The 18,497-nt window shown below is 50.1% G+C and carries 19 protein-coding genes and 1 other RNA gene; 8 read left to right on the top strand and 12 right to left on the bottom strand.

All coding sequences use genetic code 11. The annotated features are described in order from the left end of the window. Nucleotides 1–5: 5 nt before the first annotated feature. Nucleotides 6–593, bottom strand: coding sequence for a DUF1643 domain-containing protein (locus tag KNP72_RS00100; RefSeq protein ID WP_021067524.1), 588 nt, complete (start codon nucleotides 591–593; stop codon nucleotides 6–8). Between the two features lie 34 nt (nucleotides 594–627). Next, nucleotides 628–1,320: a lytic transglycosylase domain-containing protein gene (locus KNP72_RS00095; protein WP_251128793.1), complete on the bottom strand. Its 693-nt coding sequence runs from the start codon at nucleotides 1,318–1,320 to the stop codon at nucleotides 628–630. 78 nt (nucleotides 1,321–1,398) lie between these two features. On the opposite strand from KNP72_RS00095, the gene KNP72_RS00090 reads away from it, so the two are divergent. Then, complete coding sequence (locus KNP72_RS00090; RefSeq protein ID WP_214720179.1) at nucleotides 1,399–2,097, top strand: CPBP family intramembrane glutamic endopeptidase; 699 nt, start codon at nucleotides 1,399–1,401, stop codon at nucleotides 2,095–2,097. Here KNP72_RS00090 and KNP72_RS00085 read toward each other — a convergent pair. After that, nucleotides 2,054–2,953: an alpha/beta hydrolase gene (locus KNP72_RS00085; protein WP_021067521.1), complete on the bottom strand. Its 900-nt coding sequence runs from the start codon at nucleotides 2,951–2,953 to the stop codon at nucleotides 2,054–2,056. The genes KNP72_RS00090 and KNP72_RS00085 overlap by 44 nt on opposite strands. Before the next feature lie 183 nt (nucleotides 2,954–3,136). On the opposite strand from KNP72_RS00085, the gene KNP72_RS00080 reads away from it, so the two are divergent. Further along, nucleotides 3,137–3,565, top strand: a complete 429-nt coding sequence (locus KNP72_RS00080) for a hypothetical protein (protein WP_214720178.1) — start codon at nucleotides 3,137–3,139, stop codon at nucleotides 3,563–3,565. Nucleotides 3,566–3,619: 54 nt separating this feature from the next. On the opposite strand, the gene KNP72_RS00075 is transcribed toward KNP72_RS00080, so the two are convergent. From KNP72_RS00075 to KNP72_RS00055, 5 genes are all read right to left on the bottom strand, one after another. Continuing rightward, nucleotides 3,620–4,267: an ABC transporter ATP-binding protein gene (locus KNP72_RS00075; protein WP_214720177.1), complete on the bottom strand. Its 648-nt coding sequence runs from the start codon at nucleotides 4,265–4,267 to the stop codon at nucleotides 3,620–3,622. Then, nucleotides 4,264–5,271, bottom strand: coding sequence for an ABC transporter permease (locus KNP72_RS00070; RefSeq protein ID WP_214831763.1), 1,008 nt, complete (start codon nucleotides 5,269–5,271; stop codon nucleotides 4,264–4,266). The genes KNP72_RS00075 and KNP72_RS00070 overlap by 4 nt, the downstream gene beginning before the upstream one ends. Nucleotides 5,272–5,338: 67 nt before the next feature. Then, a complete protein-coding gene (locus KNP72_RS00065; protein ID WP_214720175.1) occupies nucleotides 5,339–6,685 on the bottom strand; it encodes a sensor histidine kinase in 1,347 nt (448 codons plus the stop codon). Then, nucleotides 6,682–7,347 (bottom strand): response regulator transcription factor, encoded by a 666-nt coding sequence (locus KNP72_RS00060; protein WP_214720174.1) that lies wholly within the window; start codon nucleotides 7,345–7,347, stop codon nucleotides 6,682–6,684. The genes KNP72_RS00065 and KNP72_RS00060 overlap by 4 nt, the downstream gene beginning before the upstream one ends. Before the next feature lie 62 nt (nucleotides 7,348–7,409). Further along, nucleotides 7,410–8,300 carry a hypothetical protein gene (locus KNP72_RS00055; RefSeq protein ID WP_214720173.1) on the bottom strand — a complete coding sequence of 297 codons (891 nt, stop codon included), beginning with the start codon at nucleotides 8,298–8,300 and terminating at the stop codon, nucleotides 7,410–7,412. Nucleotides 8,301–8,469: 169 nt separating this feature from the next. On the opposite strand from KNP72_RS00055, the gene KNP72_RS00050 reads away from it, so the two are divergent. Together KNP72_RS00050 and KNP72_RS00045 are read left to right on the top strand one after the other, a co-directional pair. Further along, nucleotides 8,470–8,877, top strand: a complete 408-nt coding sequence (locus tag KNP72_RS00050; protein WP_214720172.1) for a hypothetical protein — start codon at nucleotides 8,470–8,472, stop codon at nucleotides 8,875–8,877. 107 nt (nucleotides 8,878–8,984) lie between these two features. Further along, nucleotides 8,985–10,439, top strand: coding sequence for a S8 family peptidase (locus tag KNP72_RS00045; protein ID WP_214720171.1), 1,455 nt, complete (start codon nucleotides 8,985–8,987; stop codon nucleotides 10,437–10,439). Between the two features lie 38 nt (nucleotides 10,440–10,477). Here the strand turns inward: KNP72_RS00045 and KNP72_RS00040 are convergent, their stop codons facing one another. Beyond that, nucleotides 10,478–10,882 carry a hypothetical protein gene (locus KNP72_RS00040; protein ID WP_214720170.1) on the bottom strand — a complete coding sequence of 135 codons (405 nt, stop codon included), beginning with the start codon at nucleotides 10,880–10,882 and terminating at the stop codon, nucleotides 10,478–10,480. Nucleotides 10,883–11,003: 121 nt separating this feature from the next. On the opposite strand from KNP72_RS00040, the gene rnpB reads away from it, so the two are divergent. Together rnpB and KNP72_RS00030 are read left to right on the top strand one after the other, a co-directional pair. After that, nucleotides 11,004–11,371: RNase P RNA component class B (gene rnpB / locus KNP72_RS00035), an RNA gene on the top strand. 106 nt (nucleotides 11,372–11,477) lie between these two features. Then, entirely contained in the window at nucleotides 11,478–12,644 is a 1,167-nt protein-coding gene (locus KNP72_RS00030) for a THUMP domain-containing class I SAM-dependent RNA methyltransferase (protein WP_214720169.1), read from the top strand. A gap of 66 nt (nucleotides 12,645–12,710) precedes the next feature. Here the strand turns inward: KNP72_RS00030 and KNP72_RS00025 are convergent, their stop codons facing one another. Next, a complete protein-coding gene (locus KNP72_RS00025; RefSeq protein ID WP_214720168.1) occupies nucleotides 12,711–13,646 on the bottom strand; it encodes a tyrosine-type recombinase/integrase in 936 nt (311 codons plus the stop codon). Between the two features lie 419 nt (nucleotides 13,647–14,065). Here KNP72_RS00025 and KNP72_RS15810 point away from each other — a divergent pair, with 419 nt between their 5' ends. Both KNP72_RS15810 and KNP72_RS00015 read left to right on the top strand, forming a co-directional pair. Further along, a complete protein-coding gene (locus KNP72_RS15810; RefSeq protein ID WP_251128792.1) occupies nucleotides 14,066–14,413 on the top strand; it encodes a helix-turn-helix domain-containing protein in 348 nt (115 codons plus the stop codon). Between the two features lie 22 nt (nucleotides 14,414–14,435). Next, nucleotides 14,436–14,963: an ImmA/IrrE family metallo-endopeptidase gene (locus KNP72_RS00015; protein ID WP_214720167.1), complete on the top strand. Its 528-nt coding sequence runs from the start codon at nucleotides 14,436–14,438 to the stop codon at nucleotides 14,961–14,963. A 401-nt stretch (nucleotides 14,964–15,364) separates the two neighbouring features. On the opposite strand, the gene KNP72_RS00010 is transcribed toward KNP72_RS00015, so the two are convergent. Together KNP72_RS00010 and KNP72_RS00005 are read right to left on the bottom strand one after the other, a co-directional pair. Continuing rightward, nucleotides 15,365–16,342, bottom strand: coding sequence for a hypothetical protein (locus KNP72_RS00010; RefSeq protein WP_214720166.1), 978 nt, complete (start codon nucleotides 16,340–16,342; stop codon nucleotides 15,365–15,367). A 45-nt stretch (nucleotides 16,343–16,387) separates the two neighbouring features. After that, nucleotides 16,388–17,746, bottom strand: a complete 1,359-nt coding sequence (locus KNP72_RS00005; protein ID WP_214720165.1) for an SNIPE associated domain-containing protein — start codon at nucleotides 17,744–17,746, stop codon at nucleotides 16,388–16,390. Between the last annotated feature and the right edge of the window lie 751 nt (nucleotides 17,747–18,497).

Genomic DNA, 18,497 nt, shown 5'->3' with positions numbered 1-18,497 from the left:
ACGACTCACTCGGAGTCGTCTTGTTTCGTTTCTTTCACGATTCTAAACTTCGGTTTGACCGATTCGTTATTGAACGCCTCGAGCACAGTGTTCTCGTTGGCCATACGAATCTGTTGCGGCTCGCCTTTGGACGTCGTACCGATACAGAACATATGAGCCTCATGGTCGGCGAACAGCGTCTTATACGGAGTCGCATGGTGCATCAAGCGTCCTGGAGAGCCCCAGCCGACGATGATCATCCCGCCGGTCGCCTCAACCTCGTCGAGCGTTTCCTCCACGTAATGAAAGTTGACCTCGTCAAGCTGAGACTCGACGTAAGGCAGATTGTCATTGATGGCAAGCGTCGGGACGAGACTGATAACGCGCATCTCACGAATTGGTTGATCGAGATGGTTACGCATGAGCATATACGCCCGCTGCGTGGTCGTGCCGGACAAGAAGGCATCGCTCATCCGGGGCGAGTAGATAATGACGGCACAGATGACGCCGTCGACGACATCGGTGAATTCGTACGTTCGCATATATCGTTTCGTCTTGTCCTCATTGAAGACCGACTTGACGCGAATCGTCACTTCCTCGATATGGGTGTTCATAATGTTTCCTCACTTTTGCTCAAATAGTGCCAGGTCAGACCCAGCCGGCGAACCATTCCAAATAGCGAATCGTATAGCGGGCGACTTGTTGCGTCGCCGACGCCTTGTCATCTGGTAAATAAGACACGTCAGTTTGATATGACTCATAAAACGACATCACATCGTTGACATACTGCTCACTTCGGTTGTACTCGAAGATGGCGTTCCGAATCGAATCCGTCGAGTCTGCCGTCGTCCCACCGTGCTCACTCAAATAATATGCGGCCGTATGGGCCGAATCGACGAGACTGTGCGGGTCGGCCTGACCGTCGTTGTTGCCGTCCCGTCCGAGACCGCCATACTGTTCGATAAGGGCGAGGTCTGTCAAATCGACTTCATCCTCGGGGACATCTCCTTTTTGGTCGTTGGTGTCGTACTGCCAACCGAGCCACGTCCGCGGCATGAATTGGAACGGACCAATCGCCCCGACCGATGAACGCATCGATGAGCTATGGGAGAAAATCGTCTCGACGCGATGGACCGCGGCGAGGAGTCGCCAATCGACGTCATAGGTCGCCGCCGCATCCTCATAAACGTCACGATGGACGGCGGGGATGCCATGATCCCCGTAATAGGCCCGGTAAAGGGCGTTGTTCACTTTATCATGTTGACCAAACCAGCCGATTGCGCCGAGGCACAGCACGATCACAAGCAAGAGACCGGTCAGTCGCAAAATCAATCGTTTCAAGATTCCGCCTCCTAGCTTTCTAGACAATACCCGAATAGTGTAGCATATAGCTAACAGGAAGGACAGGAGTGGATATTCATGCTCGAACAGGCCGTCTTTACCATCATTCTCGTGTACTTATTGATTGTCCAGTTGTTCAACGCCCGGTTGATGAAACCGATGATTGAAACGCTCGGGCGAAGCCGCGTGTACGATCAGACCATCAAATCGGCGTGGGGACTCTGCTTGCTGTTGCTCGCCCTCGTCTTTTTGTTCCAGGTCCCGCCTGAAGCAGTCGGGCTTGGCTTCGCCCCGGCTGAAGGGGATTTGCGCGCCTGGCAGTTCTTCTTTTTGACGAGTGTCCTCATCTCGGCATTGATTGCGTTCTATCTGCTCGTGAAAACGTCCCCAGGTTTGCGGCGCCGGTTACGGCCATATTATGAGCTCGAGATTGAACGGTTGCTGTTGCCTCAGACGATTCAGGAGGCGAGAGCGTGGGGCGCCGTGTCTTGGACGGCCGGAGTGACCGAAGAGTTCATCTTCCGTGGCGTGCTGCTCTATACGGTCACATTGTGGGTGGACGTCTCGCCCCTGATGCTCGCCTTGATCGGCGGAGCGTTATTCGGGTTGGCCCACGCTTATCAAGGTGTCCGAGGCATCCTCGTGACCGGTCTCGTCGGGTGGGGGCTCGGTTATTTATATGTGGCGATGGGTATCCTCTGGCCGGTGATGATCGTTCATGCCTTGCTCGATTTTATTGCTGGACCGATTCACGTCGTCGATTCAGAAACTGACTGACGGCCGCCTCATACGCGGGCTGGTCTTTCAAAATACAGTTCGTATGTTCCGCGCCGTGGATGAGGGCGATCTCATTTTTGCGATTGAGCGCATTCATCTCGACGGACATCCAGGTAGGGACGAAATCATCCTCTGTCCCATGGATGAACAAGACCGGCACATCGATTGCCGCGAGCGCTCGTTTCGGTCGGACTTGGTGCATCCGGAATCCGGCTCGCGTCCAAAGGAAGTAATTGATTCCCGGCAACAACAAATCACCAGGCAGTCGGTGTAAGACGTTCAACTGATGGCGCATGAGTTGTCTCATGTCGTCGAACGGGCACTCGGCAATCAAAAAATCGACATCTGTCAATGGACCGGCCTGTAAAATCGAGGCGGCGCCCATCGACACGCCATGCAGCCCGACCTCGGAGACGGACTCATTAACCCGCAACCAGTCGACCCAATCTACGATGTCATGTTTCTCATGATAGCCGTACGAGGCGTACACGCCCTCGGATTCGCCGTGGGACCGCAAATCGACGGCGAGCAGATTGTAGCCGAGGCGATGGAACATCGCCAAATGCGGGGCCATGAAGCTGTGGGACGCCGTATAGCCATGCACGAAGACGATCCACTTCGATGAGCCTTCGTTTCGGTAGACACGCCCATAGAGGCGATATCCGTCTTGCGAGCGGAGCGAGACGTGCTCAAATGGCACGTCGTGATAAAAGGATTGATCTTCCTTCGTGTAGGGGGCCAACAGCATCTCGGGCGTCTTGCGTTTCCCTCGTGTCATGCGTTTGAACGCATAGTAGCTGATGGCATAATAGCCAGTGAATAATGTTGCGAGTCCAACCTTCCATCTCTTCTGCATGTGAACCGCTCCTTTCTCCATTATTGTACCCGAAAACGCGTTCCCAATTCACGTGCCATATGGATCATGGTGAGTTTTCAATGACGGAACGCCAAGGCTTATGTAAGATAAGACACATTGTGCCGAATAGAGTTGCCACATATGATGGTAGCGAATAGTCACCAAGTGGGAGGATATGAACCGATGGAGCGACAGGCGATGTATCAATTTTTACAGGCATGTTTGATGGGACAGACGGATTATACGACGACTGACGGGGTGACGTTTTATCGCGCTCCGACGAACGGGGAACGGCAACATGGAATCGTCTTGGACGTGTTAATTGACCGCTACTTATGTCGGCCTGGGCAGGCAATCGAACTATCGGTCCCGGACATCGCCGTTTCCATCGACGTGTCGGCGGACGAAATTGTCCGGTCTGTGCTCGCGCTCGCCCGCATTACTCTCGTCTCGCAACATATCGAGGAGAGATTGATTCGTGTCGTCTCGGCGGGCATCGATGAAGCGGGTCGATTGACGCTCGTCATCGGTTTCAACGCTTGGCTGACGCATCATTTGGACCATCTATCGGGCGAGTGGGTCGAGCTGCCGCCTCGCGTGCACGCCATGTGACATACTTGAACAACAAAAAGGGAAGGCCGCGACCGACGCGGTCTTCCCTTTTTGTTAGTGTCGGGGCGAGGGTTGAAGCTGTCCGTCCTGAAGCAACAGGACCCGGTCGCAGACGTCTAGCATGCGTTCATCGTGAGTGATGACGAGGACTCGACGTCCGTGATTACGTGCTTCAGCGACGAGCAACTCCATGACCCGGCGCCCGTTCTCGAAATCGAGGCTCGCTGTCGGTTCATCGGCCAACAAGAGCCGAGGCCGATTGATGAGGGCACGGGCGACGGCGACACGCTGCCGTTCGCCGCCCGACAAGTGTTTCGGCAGTTGATTGAGGCGATGACTCAGACCGAGGACGTCGAGCAGGTGGAGCGGGTCTTGTTTGGATTCGCTGTCGGCCTGGACGAGCTCGAGTTGTTCTCGAACCGTCAAATATGGAACGAGGTGGGCCTGCTGAAACACGAAGCCGATTTCATTCAAGCGAAGCAAGCGTCGTTCTTCTTCACTCGCAGCGAGCAACTCCCGTCCCTCAAGCTCGATGTGCCCAACATCAGGTTGTTTCAATAAACCAAGAATTTGGAGCAACGTGCTCTTCCCGCTCCCGCTCGGTCCGATGATGCCGATACATTCCCCGGGCTCGACCTGTAAATTGATGCCACGCAAAATGGGCTGTCCGTCATACGTATGGCAAATATTCGTCAATTTCATTGTCCAATTCCTCCTAGCGCGTCGGCGGCGTCAAGCCGGCGTAATTTCCAAAGTGGCAACAGCGTCCCGATGAGTGAGAGGACGGCCATGATCGCACCATATGCGAGCACGTTGCCCAAGTCGAACCGGAACGGGATGGCGTCGGGGACGAACGTGCCGGTGAGCCCTGTCAGCACCGTGGCTAGCAGGCTCGCCGTGAGCACTGTGACCATGACCTGGATGACGAGTGCCGTGCCGATCACACGGGGACGAATCCCGATTGCTTTCAAAATCCCGAGCTCCGGGAGCTTTTGGAGCGTCAACATATAAAAGAACGCGGTCAAGATGAACGCTCCGATGAACAGCAAGAAGCCGCGCATCATCATGAATGTGCCTTGCTCTGCCGTATACCCAGGGACGGCCTCAACGACTTCCTGTTTCGTCATCGGCGCGAGTGAGGTGTCAGCCTTCCCGAGCCAGGCCGAGACGTAGGCGGGCTGACCGCTAGACGTCTGGAACGCTTTCCACGTGTCCTGTGTTGCCCAGATGACCGGGGCGTGGCTATAGCGACCGTCCGTCGTCCCGACGACGGTGAATGCATACCCGGACGTAAAGTCGCGAACCGTATCTCCGATCTCGACGTCACCGAGAAAACTTGGGTCGACGAGCACGTCCCCGACGGCGAGGTCAAGCTCGGGGCCGATTGTCGAATCTTTCGGTAGTGTGAATAATGTGGCATCCTGTTTTTTCGTCCCATGGACGAGCGTCATCGATTTGACGCCGAGCGGGGTGAGCGCATCGGGCGTCGGCAGTTCGATGAACGAGCGGGTCAATTGCCCGTCGGCATCATCGGCCAGTTGAAACGACTCGACATCGAGTTCACGCAAGGTGGCCCCGTTATCATAAGCCAGGCCGTCCGCGAGTCCGGTGATCAATGTCGACAACAAGACGATGAGTAGCGTGATCACGAAGATGAGAGAAAATTTTCGTTTTTGCCGCCACATTTCTTTCAATCCTAAATTCATAAAAAAAGCCTCCTTCATAGCGATGAAGGAAGCATAACCGACCAAGATGAACGGAATATGAACATGACTACAACGTGACGTAAAAGACGGTACCCGACCCGAGCTGAGATTCGACCGTCAACGTGCCGCCGTGCAGGTGGACGATATCTCGGGCGATGGCGAGGCCGAGCCCGGTGCCTCGTCCGGATCGTGAGGTGTCTCCTTTATAGAAACGTTCGAACAGCCGTGCCTGCGTCGCTTCATCCATGCCGACACCAACGTCTTGAATCGAGACGGTCGGGCGTTCGCCTTGATACGCCTTGATGGTAATGAGGCCACCGTCTGCAGAAGCGTGAATCGCGTTCGTCAGCAAGTTGGACCACACTTGTGCCAGTAACAGCGGGTCGCCGGTCACGATGAGCGTCGAATCGAGTTCTGTGGCGACAGCAATCCCTTTCTCGTCGAGTTGGAACGTGTGCCGGCGGATGACATCCTCGATGGACGCACGCACATCGACCGGTTTCGTTAACGACACGTTGGCCTCGTCGAGCCGGGCGAGGAGCAGTAACTGTCTCGTCAGCTCGGACAGGCGCGAAGCCTCGTCACGAATGATGGCGGCATGCGCCTTCGCGTCACCGTCGGTTGTCCCGACGAGTTCCGAGGCGTAGCCTTTGATGGAAGTGAGAGGGGTCTGGAACTCATGGGAGACGCTCGAGACAAATCGTCTGCGCTCGCCTTCCGATTTTTCAAGCGAGTCGACCATATCGTTGAAGCGACGGGAGAGCGTGCCAATCTCATCGTTGCGCTCGAGCGGGAGGTCACTCGGCCGTCCCCCGGACGCGACCGAATCGGTCGCCGCGGTCAACGTCCGCAACGGGCGGACGAGTTGACTCGTCGACAAGGCAATCAAGATGAAGGCGAGCCCGGTCAACAAGGCGAAGAATAACCCGACGAATAAATGCAGCTCGCGAATTTGGGCACTCAGGTCGGGACGGATGAAGACGGCATCCTCACCATCGATGCTAAATCCGTACGTATTGACGACCTCGTTGTCGAAGAGTCCGAGCAAAAACAAGTGGAACGGATAAGTGCGCATCCCGTCGTAGGTTTCGCCGGTCCGGATGGAGGCGATGACGTCGGTGTCGAGCCGCTCATCCCGGAACGCTCCGCCATAGCGTTCAATCGTATCGTCCGGTCGTACGACGAACAACTGATAGCCGGTCTGAGCGAGCAGTGTATAAAACATAGACGTCTCACCATCGGTATGGGTCTCGAAGTACGATTTCGCGGCTTCAGCCGTCTGTTCGGTCTTGTCGCTATAGGACGGTTGCCACCACACGTAGTAGGCGACGTTGCTGACGAGCAGGGCGATGGCGCCCGACAACAATAAAATCATAAACACGGTCAAGACAATCCGTGTGTATAGCGTCTTCATGGCGTCACCTTGAGCGTATACCCGACGCCTCGCACCGTCCGAATCATGTTGCCTTCGTCACGGAGGCGACCCCGCAATCGCTTGATGTGGACGTCGATCGTCCGGTCATCGCCTTCAAACTCGAGGCCCCATACTTGCTCAATCAATTCATCTCGGGTGAACACGCGACTTGGAAATGCTGCCAACTGATAGAGCAGCTCGAACTCTTTTTTCGGCAAGTGGATCGTCTCCTCATGAAGTTCGAGCCGATAATCACGCAAGTCGAGTTTGAGCGGTCCGGCAGTGACAACCGTGGCCGCATTCTTGGCGTAACGTTTCGCAACGGCTTGGAGCCGGAAGAGCAGTTCTTCCGGAATGAACGGTTTCGTCATGTAATCGTCAGCCCCGTGCTCAAAACCGCTCCGTTTCTCCTCCCATTCCCCGAGGGCGGTCAATAGGATGACTGGGATATCTGTCAATCGTTTCAGCCGTGAACAGAGCGTTCGCCCGTCTTGGCCCGGCAACAGGATGTCAATCACGGCAGCATCTGCAGGTCGCTCTAAAAACAATCGCTCGGCGACGTTTCCGTCCATGGCCGTGGTGACGGTGTGACCGGCCCGCTGCAGCGTCGTTTCAATCAGATGCAAGATGGCCAGGTCGTCTTCTACAATCAGTACGTGCATGACTCTCTTCCTTTCTCGTGAAGACATCGAAAACAGGTGACCTTTGTCAGGTCACCTGGCCGTTATGTCGTTTTGGTCAGTTCTTTGTGTAGTGCCCGGAGCGCCCGCAGGAAGGCATCTTTGAAATATTTGTCTTCTTGTGCCTCGAGCGTCTCGAGCGCGGTCGTATCGCCGGCGCTCGCTTTGACGAGCAGGTTGACGACCGTTCCCCAGCGCTTGACGTGCTCGGGCTTCGGATGGTCCATCGCGACGGTCAGCGTGAACCAATACGGTTGGTCCCGACGCTGCAACGTGGCAATCATCTGTTTGGCCGTCTGTGCCTCCGCCTCGGACGGCAGCGTGGCCGTGGCGAACCAGCCGAGCAGTCCGGCACTCATCGCTTCGAGTCGAGCCTTGGCTTCTGGCTCGATCGGTTCGCGTCCGAATTCGGAGATGTTGACGAAGACGAGACGGTCCTTGCGATCGAGGTGGGTGATCCATCCTTTGACCGTCTTGAGCTTATCCTTGTCTTTCGACTGGGCTTTGACCGTGTAGCCGTTCAGTTTGCCGATATAAATCCGGAACTGGCCGCGGTCGAGTTGCTTATCGACTTTGAACTCGATGTCCTGACCGACCGTGAACGGTTGGTTCTGTTTGTTGAGCGTCTCGCCTTTTTTCAGTTCTGGCCGACGGACGATGTAGCGGAGCGCTTCTTGCTCGGTCTTGTCGTCGAGCGTCCATAGATTGTTCGGTGTGACATTCTTGAAACGATGCCGGCGGACGAAGATGTATTGATCGAGCGCCTCTACGGCGTCGGTGACGGAATTTTTTCCGCTCAAATAATCGTCGGCGATATCTCGGAGTGTGATTGATTCGAGACGGTCGATATGCCCAACGTACGGGACGTGTCCGACGACGAACAAGGCGGTGGCAATCAATTCACTCTCGCGAGGGGTCAGAGGACGTTTGGCCATGTTGCACTTCCTTTCTTGCATTCATATGAATTAGTATACCAAAAACAAAATTCGACATGTTGTACGAATCGACCAGATGGAAAATTTTACAGGCATACAGGATTTCGTGGATTGATTGCGAATACTTGAATATGATAGAGCTATGCGGATGTTGAGATGAGGTGATGAGATGAAGCTATCGATAGAACCGGGGGATTATGTCGTGTTGATTGAAATCAACAAGGAAGTATTAAAATGTACGTCCCTTGATCAGGCCGACTATGTCGACCGAGACCGCTATGAACTGGTCGGCCGGATGAGTGAACGGCTCCCGGCCGAGGTGATCGTCCCTTCCATCATCGACTATATTCGGTTCGGTAGTGGATATATCGGCGATAATATCGTCTGGGACAAAGAGACGGAATCGTTTTTCTGTCAACAGTTCGAGACGATTGACGGCTCTCCGCTCGGTGAGGACCTCGACGGGTTCACACCCGATCCATATCGGATAGAACTGGCGCGTTATTATACGTATTTGACCATCGGAAAGATTGTCGACTATGAGATGGACGAGCCCGACGAACCGAACTATTGGTGAGCGTCGGAAAAATGTCACAATCTATTTTTCGAAAAAAAAAGGGAAATTGATTCCGTAATTTGAGATAATGGTGGTATCTTAGGAAGTTTGGAATGGAGCGGTAGGCGATGAAGAAAATGATGCTTATGGCGGCGCTTGCGCTGCTCGTGCCGACGTCGGTGGACGCGGCGAAACCGGTCGTGTTGGAGAAACATGGTTACGTCGTGGCCGAGCCGAGGGTTGGGAACCAATATTATATCAAGCAAACGGGCACCGATTTGGCGTGGAACACGACGCGTGGTGCTTCAGACATCGTAATCGCTCTGATTGACTCGTCGGCAGACCGTAGTCATAAAGAACTCTATAATGTCCCTCGCGTCGTCAATTCGATGAAAGGGCCATACAGCGTCGATTATCATGGGACGCATACGGCCGGCATCATGGCGGGTCGTCATAACAAGTTTGGGATGGCCGGACTTGCTCCGAACGTACGCTATCATTTTTATAACGTCTTCTATGGGAAGAACTCGGAGTACACAGATTCTTGGACCGTCGCCAAAGCGGTTGATACGGCCGTGGCGAAGGGGGCGAACATCATCAACCTGTCGCTCGGCGGACAAGATTACGATCAAGTCCTTGCCGATTCGATTCGCCGGGCCCGAGCTAAAGGAGTCATCATCGTCGCGTCGGCCGGAAACGATGGGAAGAAGACCGTCTCGTTCCCGGCCAATATGAAGGAAGTCATCGCGGTCGGGGCGATTGATGCGAACCGTCGCGTCGCTAACTTCAGCAATATGAGCAGCCAAGTCAAAATCGTTGCACCAGGCGTGAATGTCCTCTCACTCGGAGTGAAAAATAGTTTTGTTTATATGGACGGCACGTCAATGGCCGCGCCGATGGTATCGTCGGGTCTCGCGCTCGTCAAGTCGGTCAATCCGTTCTTGACACCGGCCGAAGTGGAAGGCTTGATTCAAAAGATGCCAAAGGCTAGTGGTAAGACATATACGGAGTTGAACACGAAGCGGCTCCTCGATCACACACCGAGACCGATTACCATTACGGCACCTTTAGTAATTAAAAGTAACTACGTTAAGGAAGCAAGAATGACGACTATGAAGAAACAGAACTTAAAATCAACGTATGCACTTTATCAGGGAACTCGAAAAGTTAAGACTCTTTCAATTTCAGATTCACCGTTTACAATGTATGCATCTGGTGACTGGTTACCTTCTGGAAAGTATACCTTGCAAGGCGCAGTAACCGATGGAAAGTATAAACGCTCTTTTACTCGCTCATTTTCTTATATTAGTCCGGTTAAGACAATGGTTTCGATTAAAGCTACAGAAGTCGGTATGTTCGAATTGGCGACGACGCGAAAAGGGGTCGTCACCGTAATCGATGCGAACAAAAAAGTCGTCTATGAGGCGCTTCATGTACCAGGCAAGTTCCCGGTCCGGAGCAACACAAGCGTCGCTTACACGGTTGTCTTGAAACCGACCGACGTCTCTGAGAAAGTGGTGACGGTCAAGTATGCGCCACAACCGGTCCAAGCCGAGACGGACACCTCGGCGGAATCGACATGAAAAAACACCCGGAGCCAGCGCTGGCTCCGGGTGTTGATTTATACTTTCGTGATGGCTTCACCGCTCCAACGAATGTTCGCTTCTAAGACGTTGCCGTTGTCGTCGATATGTTCAAAACTCAGTTTCCCGTCGACGATAATCTCACAGAGACCGACACGGACATCCTCGCTCCATGCGCGACGTGTCTGAGTCGACGCGTCGAACGTCGGAATCGATTCAGGAAAACGTTCCTGTAAGTGGGCCAAGTTATGATGGTCGAAGTGATACGGGCGTTTAGACAGTTCATTCGGTGCTTTAATGTCAAACGGCTCGAATCCTCGGACGAGTCGATTATTCCGGTAGAAGGCGAACACGCCGTTGTTCGGGTGGAGCGCTTTAATGTCATCGATTTCAATCACATAGGTCAGTCGTTGAATCCAACCGTTTTTTGCATCTTGACGCATCAAAATCCCTCCTTGTTCAATGGAACACGCCTTATTTTAGCGCTGACGCCGGTGAAAATCAAGTTCAGGTTCTCGGTTGTCATTTCACGGGTTATCCGCTACAATGGGTAAAGTGACTATGAGGTCTGGGCAATCGCGGGACGCAAGTCTTGAGGAAAGTCCATGCTCGCACAGCCTGTGATGGCTGTAGTGATCGTGCTACACGAAAAGATAAGTGTAGGCAACGCAAGTTGACGGCAGAAGAAGCACCTAAGTCCTCGGATATGGTGCAAGCTTCTTGAAAGTGCCACAGTGACGGAGTCTGATCGGAAACGTTCAGAGTGGAACGAGGTAAACCCCACGAGCGAGAAACCCAAACTATGGTAGGGGAACTTCCTGACTGGAACCGAACGGGACGGAAGGCGCCAATCGGCGCAGATAGATGATTGTCACTCCATCGTGCCAGGGAGACCGTTATGAGCACCGGAGTACAGAACATGGCTTACAGGGCAGCATAGTCTCTCATTTAACATTGACCAGGAGTTCAAGCAATCCTACTTGAGCTCCTTTTTACATGACCATTTTAGGAGTAACACTTATAGAAAGTAGGGATAGTATGGCAAAACGAAAACTGATTGCCACCGCAGCGATGGGCATCGAAGCACTCGTCGCCAAAGAAGTGCGCGACCTCGGCTACACGTGTGAGATAGAGAACGGACGCGTCTATATCGATGCAGAAATGGAAGACATTCCGCGATTGAACCTATGGCTCCGGACGGCAGACCGCGTCAAGCTCGTCGTCGCCGAGTTCAAAGCGACGACGTTCACGGAACTGTTCGACGGTGTCGTCGAATTGCCTTGGAAGGATCTCATGCCGTGGGACGCTCGATTCATCGTCGACGGCCGCTCGGTCAAGTCGAAGTTGTTCTCGATCCGCGACTGTCAGAAAATCACGGAGAAGGCGATTGTCGACGCGATGCAACGCGGATACGATAAGCCGGGCGAGTGGCTGCCGAAGACGGGCGCCTACTATCCGATTGAAGTCGCCTTGTTGAAAGATGTGGCGACGATCACGATCGACACGTCAGGTGACGCGCTTCACCGTCGTGGTTACCGTGAGCTCCACTCACAGGCACCGCTCAAAGAGACGATGGCTGCGGCAATGATTCAGCTGACGAACTGGAAGCCGGACATGCCGTTCTACGACGTCTTCACCGGTTCGGGGACGCTCGCCATCGAGGCGGCGCTCATCGGCCGCAACATCGCGCCGGGTCTCAACCGTGAGTTCTGTTCACAAGACTGGCCGTGCGTGCCGAAGAAGGCCTGGTATGATGCCATCAATGAAGCAAACGATACAGCCGAGTGGGACAAACCGCTTAAAATCTACGGCATCGACCTCGACCCACGCATGGTCAAGCTCGCCAAGGATAACGCCGAGCTCGCCGACGTCCGTGACGCGATCACGTTCGTCCACAGTGACGCGGCTGCCTTGAAGCCGAAAGAAGAGTACGGCGTCATCATCGGGAACCCGCCATATGGGGAACGGTTGCAGACCGAAGAAGAAATTATCGACCTGTACGAGCGGATCGGGCAACAGTTCGCCAAGTATCCGGGTTACAGCGTCTATATGTTGACGAGCTATGAGGACTTCGAGAAAGCGTACGGCCGTCCAGCGACGAAACGCCGTAAGCTGTACAACGGAAATATTGAGACGCAATACTACCAGTATTATGGTTTACGTCCAAAAAGACGCTCAACAGAGACGTTTGTAGAGGGTAAGTAATCACCCATTGCACACTAATTGCACACTTTTTATTTTTTTCTGCCGCAGACACACGAAAACCGCTCCCTAGAGCGGTTTTTTTACGTCCTCGATCATGGTGGAGAAGAGCTCGGCCGTATCTCCCTGAGTAGTGTGCAATACGTGAGCGTAGATATCCATCGTCGTCTTGGCATCGGCATGCCCCAGACGTTCTTGGATGACCTTCGCATGGACACCGGCCTTGATGAGCAGCGTCGCATGGGTATGTCGTAACTCACGCATCGTGATCTCAGGAATCTCGGCCGTTTTGACGGTCAGGGTATGGCGTCGTCGCAATCCGGAATACCAGACATAGGCGCCCTTGATGCCGAGGCAGACAAGGTCCTCGTCGTTGCGCCATCCGAACTTGACCATGTCATACTTCTGACGAAGCCGCGACTTCTCGAGGAAGCGGATCAACTGGTCGGGGATGGTGACGACCCGCACCTTTTTCCCTTTGGTCTGCTCGAACGAATAGCCGCCCTTCGTCTCGATGGCGGTACGGGCAATCGTGATCTGTTTCCGGTCGAAGTCGATGTCGGACCAACGGAGGGACGTCGCCTCGCGGGCACGCATGCCGGTATAGGCGATCAGGTGGACCGCTGTACGATAACCATTCGCCATCGTCTCATCCGCCGTCTCGAGGTAACATCTCAGCTCATCAGGCGTGAGCGTCTTGTATTCTTTTAAGCCCTCCGACAGTTTCTCGACGGCAGCCATCGGGTTGTCACCTTTATAATAGCCCAGACGGCGCGCCCAGGAGAAGAAGCCGACATAGACGCTCCGGCGAATGTTGACGGTGTTCGGCTGTAAGCCAGAGTCGAGGTATTCACGGAGTAAACGTAGGCAGTGCTGCGGTTTCACGTTGTCCATGTTCAGGCGCTTGAACCAACCCGGCACGTTCTCGACTAAACTCGTGTATGAGTGGTACGTCGTCTTGGCCATCGTCGTCTTGATGTAAAACTCGAGCCAGCCATCGAGCACCTCGCCGACCCGTCCTTTCGGACGTACCTTGACGAACTCGCCTTCCTTCTGCGCTCGGATTTGGTCGGCGACCTAATATTCGACCGTCTTCTTTCGCTCGTCGGAGAAGTAGCGCTGCACGCGCTTGCCTTCCTCGTTGAACCCCGGAGAGTCGAACCTCCCATTTGCCGGTCTTCTCGTTCTTCTTGCTGTTTGCCATGATGTTCACTCCTTTGGAATAAGTTTATAAGACGATACGATTTTAAACAAATCGAAAATAAAAAAAGTTAGTTCAACAAATTTGTTGAACTATAAATTATAAGTGTTGACTAGTTCGGTTAGTTAGGTTTATATTATACATAGAAAGTGCAAAATGACTTTCTAAGTCGATAATAACCGACTGCCTCAAAAATTTATCATCAACATTAGGAGGAACTATTATGCTTACTCCATTCGGGAAGTTTTGTCGCAAGCTTCGAATTGATCGCAATGAAATCTTGAAAGACATGGCTTCCAAACTCGGTGTGACCGTATCGTATCTATCGGCGGTCGAACATGGTAAACGTCCTATCCCTAACGAATGGGAAACATCAATCCCGCTTCTGTATCAATTTGACGATATCCAACGATGGGAGCTCAAAGAATCCGTCATCGAGACAGAAAATCTCATCGCCTTTAATTTGAACGAGACAGGCGAGAACAACCAAGTATTGCTCAAAGCATTAGCTAGAAAATCCGAAGACATTTCTGAGGAACAACTGAAAAAAGTCTTTGACATCCTTAAATAATTCCAATAACCCGGAGGTTACGATGACACAATCACAATATAAAACGAAGCCACTATCACGAAAAGACATCAGAGATATAGCGTTTGTATTAAGAGGAATCTTTGGGCAAGGAATGAATATGAATCTAGACATCATTGATGTACTTGAGGCTGGGATGTTCAATTTCTTTGGGGAAGCGTACGAATTGCAAATTGTAGATAGAGATGAAATGCACGAGTACGCTCTGTATCTACCGGATATAAAAACAATTGTGATTCGCGAAGATGTTTATGAACAAGCTCTCAAAGGAAATCCGAGGCACCGTTTCACCATCGCTCATGAAATTGGTCACGCTGTGCTGCATAATGACATTAGGAAGCTTGCACGTATTCAAGGCAAGCTTCCTAATATCAAGGCTTACGAAAATCCGGAATGGCAGGCCAACGAATTCGCTGGTGAATTGTTAGCTCCGGCACATCTAATTGCAGATTTGGACGTTGATCAGATTGTTGAGCAATGCGGAGTTTCTTGGTCTGTAGCGTCGCATCGTTTTAATAACATCCGAAAGTGAGGAGAAAAAAATGGGCAAAAAAAATAGCCCTTGTAGAGGGCCGACGAACTAAGATACATCATTTTGTTTGCTGCATCATGTTCTTGTACATACTTTGCCGAGTGGTGTACTTAAATATGATAACAAAATATTCGGCCCTTCTACAAGTAAAAACTTGTAAAGAAGGGACATGATATATATGTCGAAAATGGTATACAGTGAGAAGTTTGGTTGCTACGGAGTTTTTCGTGCATGGAGAATTGACCCTCGCACCCAACAAAAGATTTATGCGAAGACATATGGCAAGAGAGCCTGGTTCATCCCTGTGGACGAACTTGAATCAGAAACTGAAAAGTAATTAAAAGAAACCTTTTACGTATCTTTGCAGCAAGATTACGTAGAAGGTTTCTTCTTTTTTTCGTTTAATCTTGAAGTAAGTCAGGCTTCACATCTTCGATTATTTCCTCACTGAGGTAGTTAAATGAGATTTTAAATGCTACACTCGCACTTACAACTGACTCTATTTTTGTCTCTGTTACACTCATTTTATATTTAATTAGTAAGGATGAATTAGTTTTCAATTGTTTTTCTGTCTTGTATTTTACATTGAGTGTTAAATTATTGATTAAATTAATATAGTCTGCCTCTTCAAAACTTCTTAAAACAGGTGACATTGTCTCTGATAATGATCCCTCTACTTTTTTTGCAACGTACTGATGAAAATAATTTTTTCGTCTGAGAGCATGATCAACTATAATCACCTGAGCAAACGAAGGGAAATTCACTTTAAAAGTTTCATTGTTCCTCAAATATGTATTATAGTTTTTAGAATCATCTATAGATAATCTTCTAATCGAATCCTCGTCAATAAAAGTTATATTCAAGGTGTCTACAAGTCCGATTACTTTAGTTTTATAATCTTTTTCGAAGCGAAGTAAATAGCCACTTGAGTTAAAAAGTTGATTATATAATACGCCAGATTTTATTGGATTATGTTCAAACAAGAAATCTTTATCTTCTAAGTTGAACCAAGAGTTTATATTGTACGCATTTCCTTGTCCGATGTTTACTAAAGAAAAATGTATAGTACCAGTGTAAGGATTTAGATCTTCTTTGGAGTAAGAAGTAATGGATTGAAGATTAAGTTTTGCGTGTGTTTGTATAGGGAGAACGGTCGGAAGCTGATTATACTCCAATTCTTCTCTCATTAATTTTGTTTGTTCATCAGCTAGCAAAGCAGCTGCACTAGATATTTCTGCAGACTTTTGGGCACTTTTTGATGCTTTGGCACTTATGAAAACAGCAATTAAAGTTAATATAGCAGCTATTGCACTGATCAAATCAGACCAACCAAAGTCTCCGTTCCACTTAAAAAATTGAACATCCATTAAAATTTGCACTGTAAATTCTCCCCTTGTTTCAAAACGTAAAATTTATTAATAAGCTTAATACACTGCAACCTTCTTTTCAGAGATGATTTGAAGCGTTCGATTATACTCTTCAGCCTGCGCGAGCATAGTGATTTCAAGCGTCTGATCGAATTCCTGCTTGATGACGTCGGCGACCTCGTCGATGTTGACCTTGAAGAACTCCTTACGGAAGTTGACCTGGTTCACGCGACGGTCAGTGAAACGTTTGTGCAGCTTGTTCTCGAGGTTCGGTGCATCCTCTGAGAAAATCATGGCATGGATGTCGAACGTGAACGGAACCGATGCGCTCCCGAGCTCACGGATCCGATCGAGCGGCTCGAGACGACGGGTCATGCTGATTTTGTAGACATGTTCCCCGAATGACCCGATGTTCGAAATGACATAGACGTAACCGGCGCGCGTGTTGCGCTCACGATTCTCGATGTCGCCTTTGATCTCTTCGACTTCTTGAAGTTTCGCCTCAAGTTCCGCGATCTTCGCCTCGAGTGCCGTACGCTCAGACTCGCTCGCGTTCTCGATCTTGGTGCGTGCAGCGAGTAGGGCGGCCTTGAAATGAGTCTCTTCTTTTTCGACCTTTTTCCGAGCCTCCTCAATCTCTTTCAAGACACGAGCTTCTTCACGCATCTGCTCTTTGATGGCTTGTTGCTCCTCTTTCTCTTCCTGCTTCTTCACGCGATATTTATACATTATAGTAAGTTCATCGACTTTTAGTTTTTTGTACTCTGTTGTCATGAAGACTGTTTGCATATCTGTCAAGGAGTTCAGCTGATGAAAACTTTTTTGAACTTTTTCGACAGATCGTTCAAAATTTGTGTGTTTGACTCCAGAAATAATCACATCACACTCGTTATTAAAAGCTCGTAGTAACAATTTAATTGTGTCGTTAACAAATTCCTTACCTTTCTTTTTGTCGCCATCAACTGTGTAAGCAGGTGGATGTGTAGTTGCATTTTTATTTTTAATAAGAGCTTTTTGTTTAGCGCGCACAGAGCCGAGTTTAGCTTTCAACTTCTCCGATGAATCTTCATCGCTTAAATAACGCGGTGGTGAATAAAGTCCATGCTCAAGTGAATTCAATATTCCTTCGTATTCGCCAATATCAGATTTCAATAGAACACATTTACTCTGCAACGAAGAAATTTCATTACGAAGTTTACCATGTTCTAATTTCAAAGCTTCTGTAATAGACTCCAGTTCTTCTTTATGAGACTGAAGATTTTTTTGATTCTCCCACTTGATGAATTCTGATTCCTTTTTCAGGTCTAAATACTGAACCTCTTCCTTCGTCAGCTCAATCCGTTCGATCTCTTTAGTCAAACGCTCGACTTCCTCCCGGTTCTGCCGGGCGTTCATGATATCTTGCCACCAACCCATGTAATTCATCTCCCTCCAAAGTTTTACTGAACATGAAAAAGTGGCAGGACGATTGTTTCGCCTTGCCACTTTTTTATTACTTGCTAAATCAATAGGACATTGCGTCTATGTAATTATCCGAATACAAAATAAGTGTACCATTCAGAATATAGAGCACCCATATTTTTCAAATGAGAATCATTCGACAAAAATATGCTATTTTTGGGACTTTGTCGAACATCTCAGATTGTCTCAATGGGGAAAATTGTTGAAAATATTTTGTGTTGGGCTCATACTGAGTACATAAATAGGAACAAACGTTCCTAATATCTTGTTTATAACATAATTATAGTATGTTTATAACATTTTTATGTTGTTTCATATACTTCAAAGATATAATTGAATATTTGGATTTTATTGACTGTGATTCAAAATGTGATGGTATCTTTAGGGTACAAAATAAATACATGAACGGTCGTTCGTAAACGGAGGGGTTTTGGTGAAGTTACTAGATAGAACAGTACACCTTGTCATGGATCTTACAGATGAAATAGAGGAAATGAGTCTGAAGTCATTGTATGGACAAGACTTGGACTACGTGTCTGAAAATGGTGAGAAGTACAGAATTATAATCGCCGAAAGAACTTGAATATGACGAACAGAAAAGACCCTCAGACGAATTATGAACTGAACCCCGAATGATGGACACTTGAAAAAAGTGCCTCACTCGGGGTTTTTCGTGTGCGCATGAATCGCTATAATGAACCTATTC

The organism is Exiguobacterium sp. s152 (genome assembly GCF_018618335.1).
Taxonomy (GTDB): Bacteria; Bacillota; Bacilli; order Exiguobacteriales; family Exiguobacteriaceae; genus Exiguobacterium; species Exiguobacterium chiriqhucha.
The sequence above is the reverse complement of the archived record's forward strand: the minus strand, read 5'-3'. Positions and strand labels throughout refer to the sequence as shown.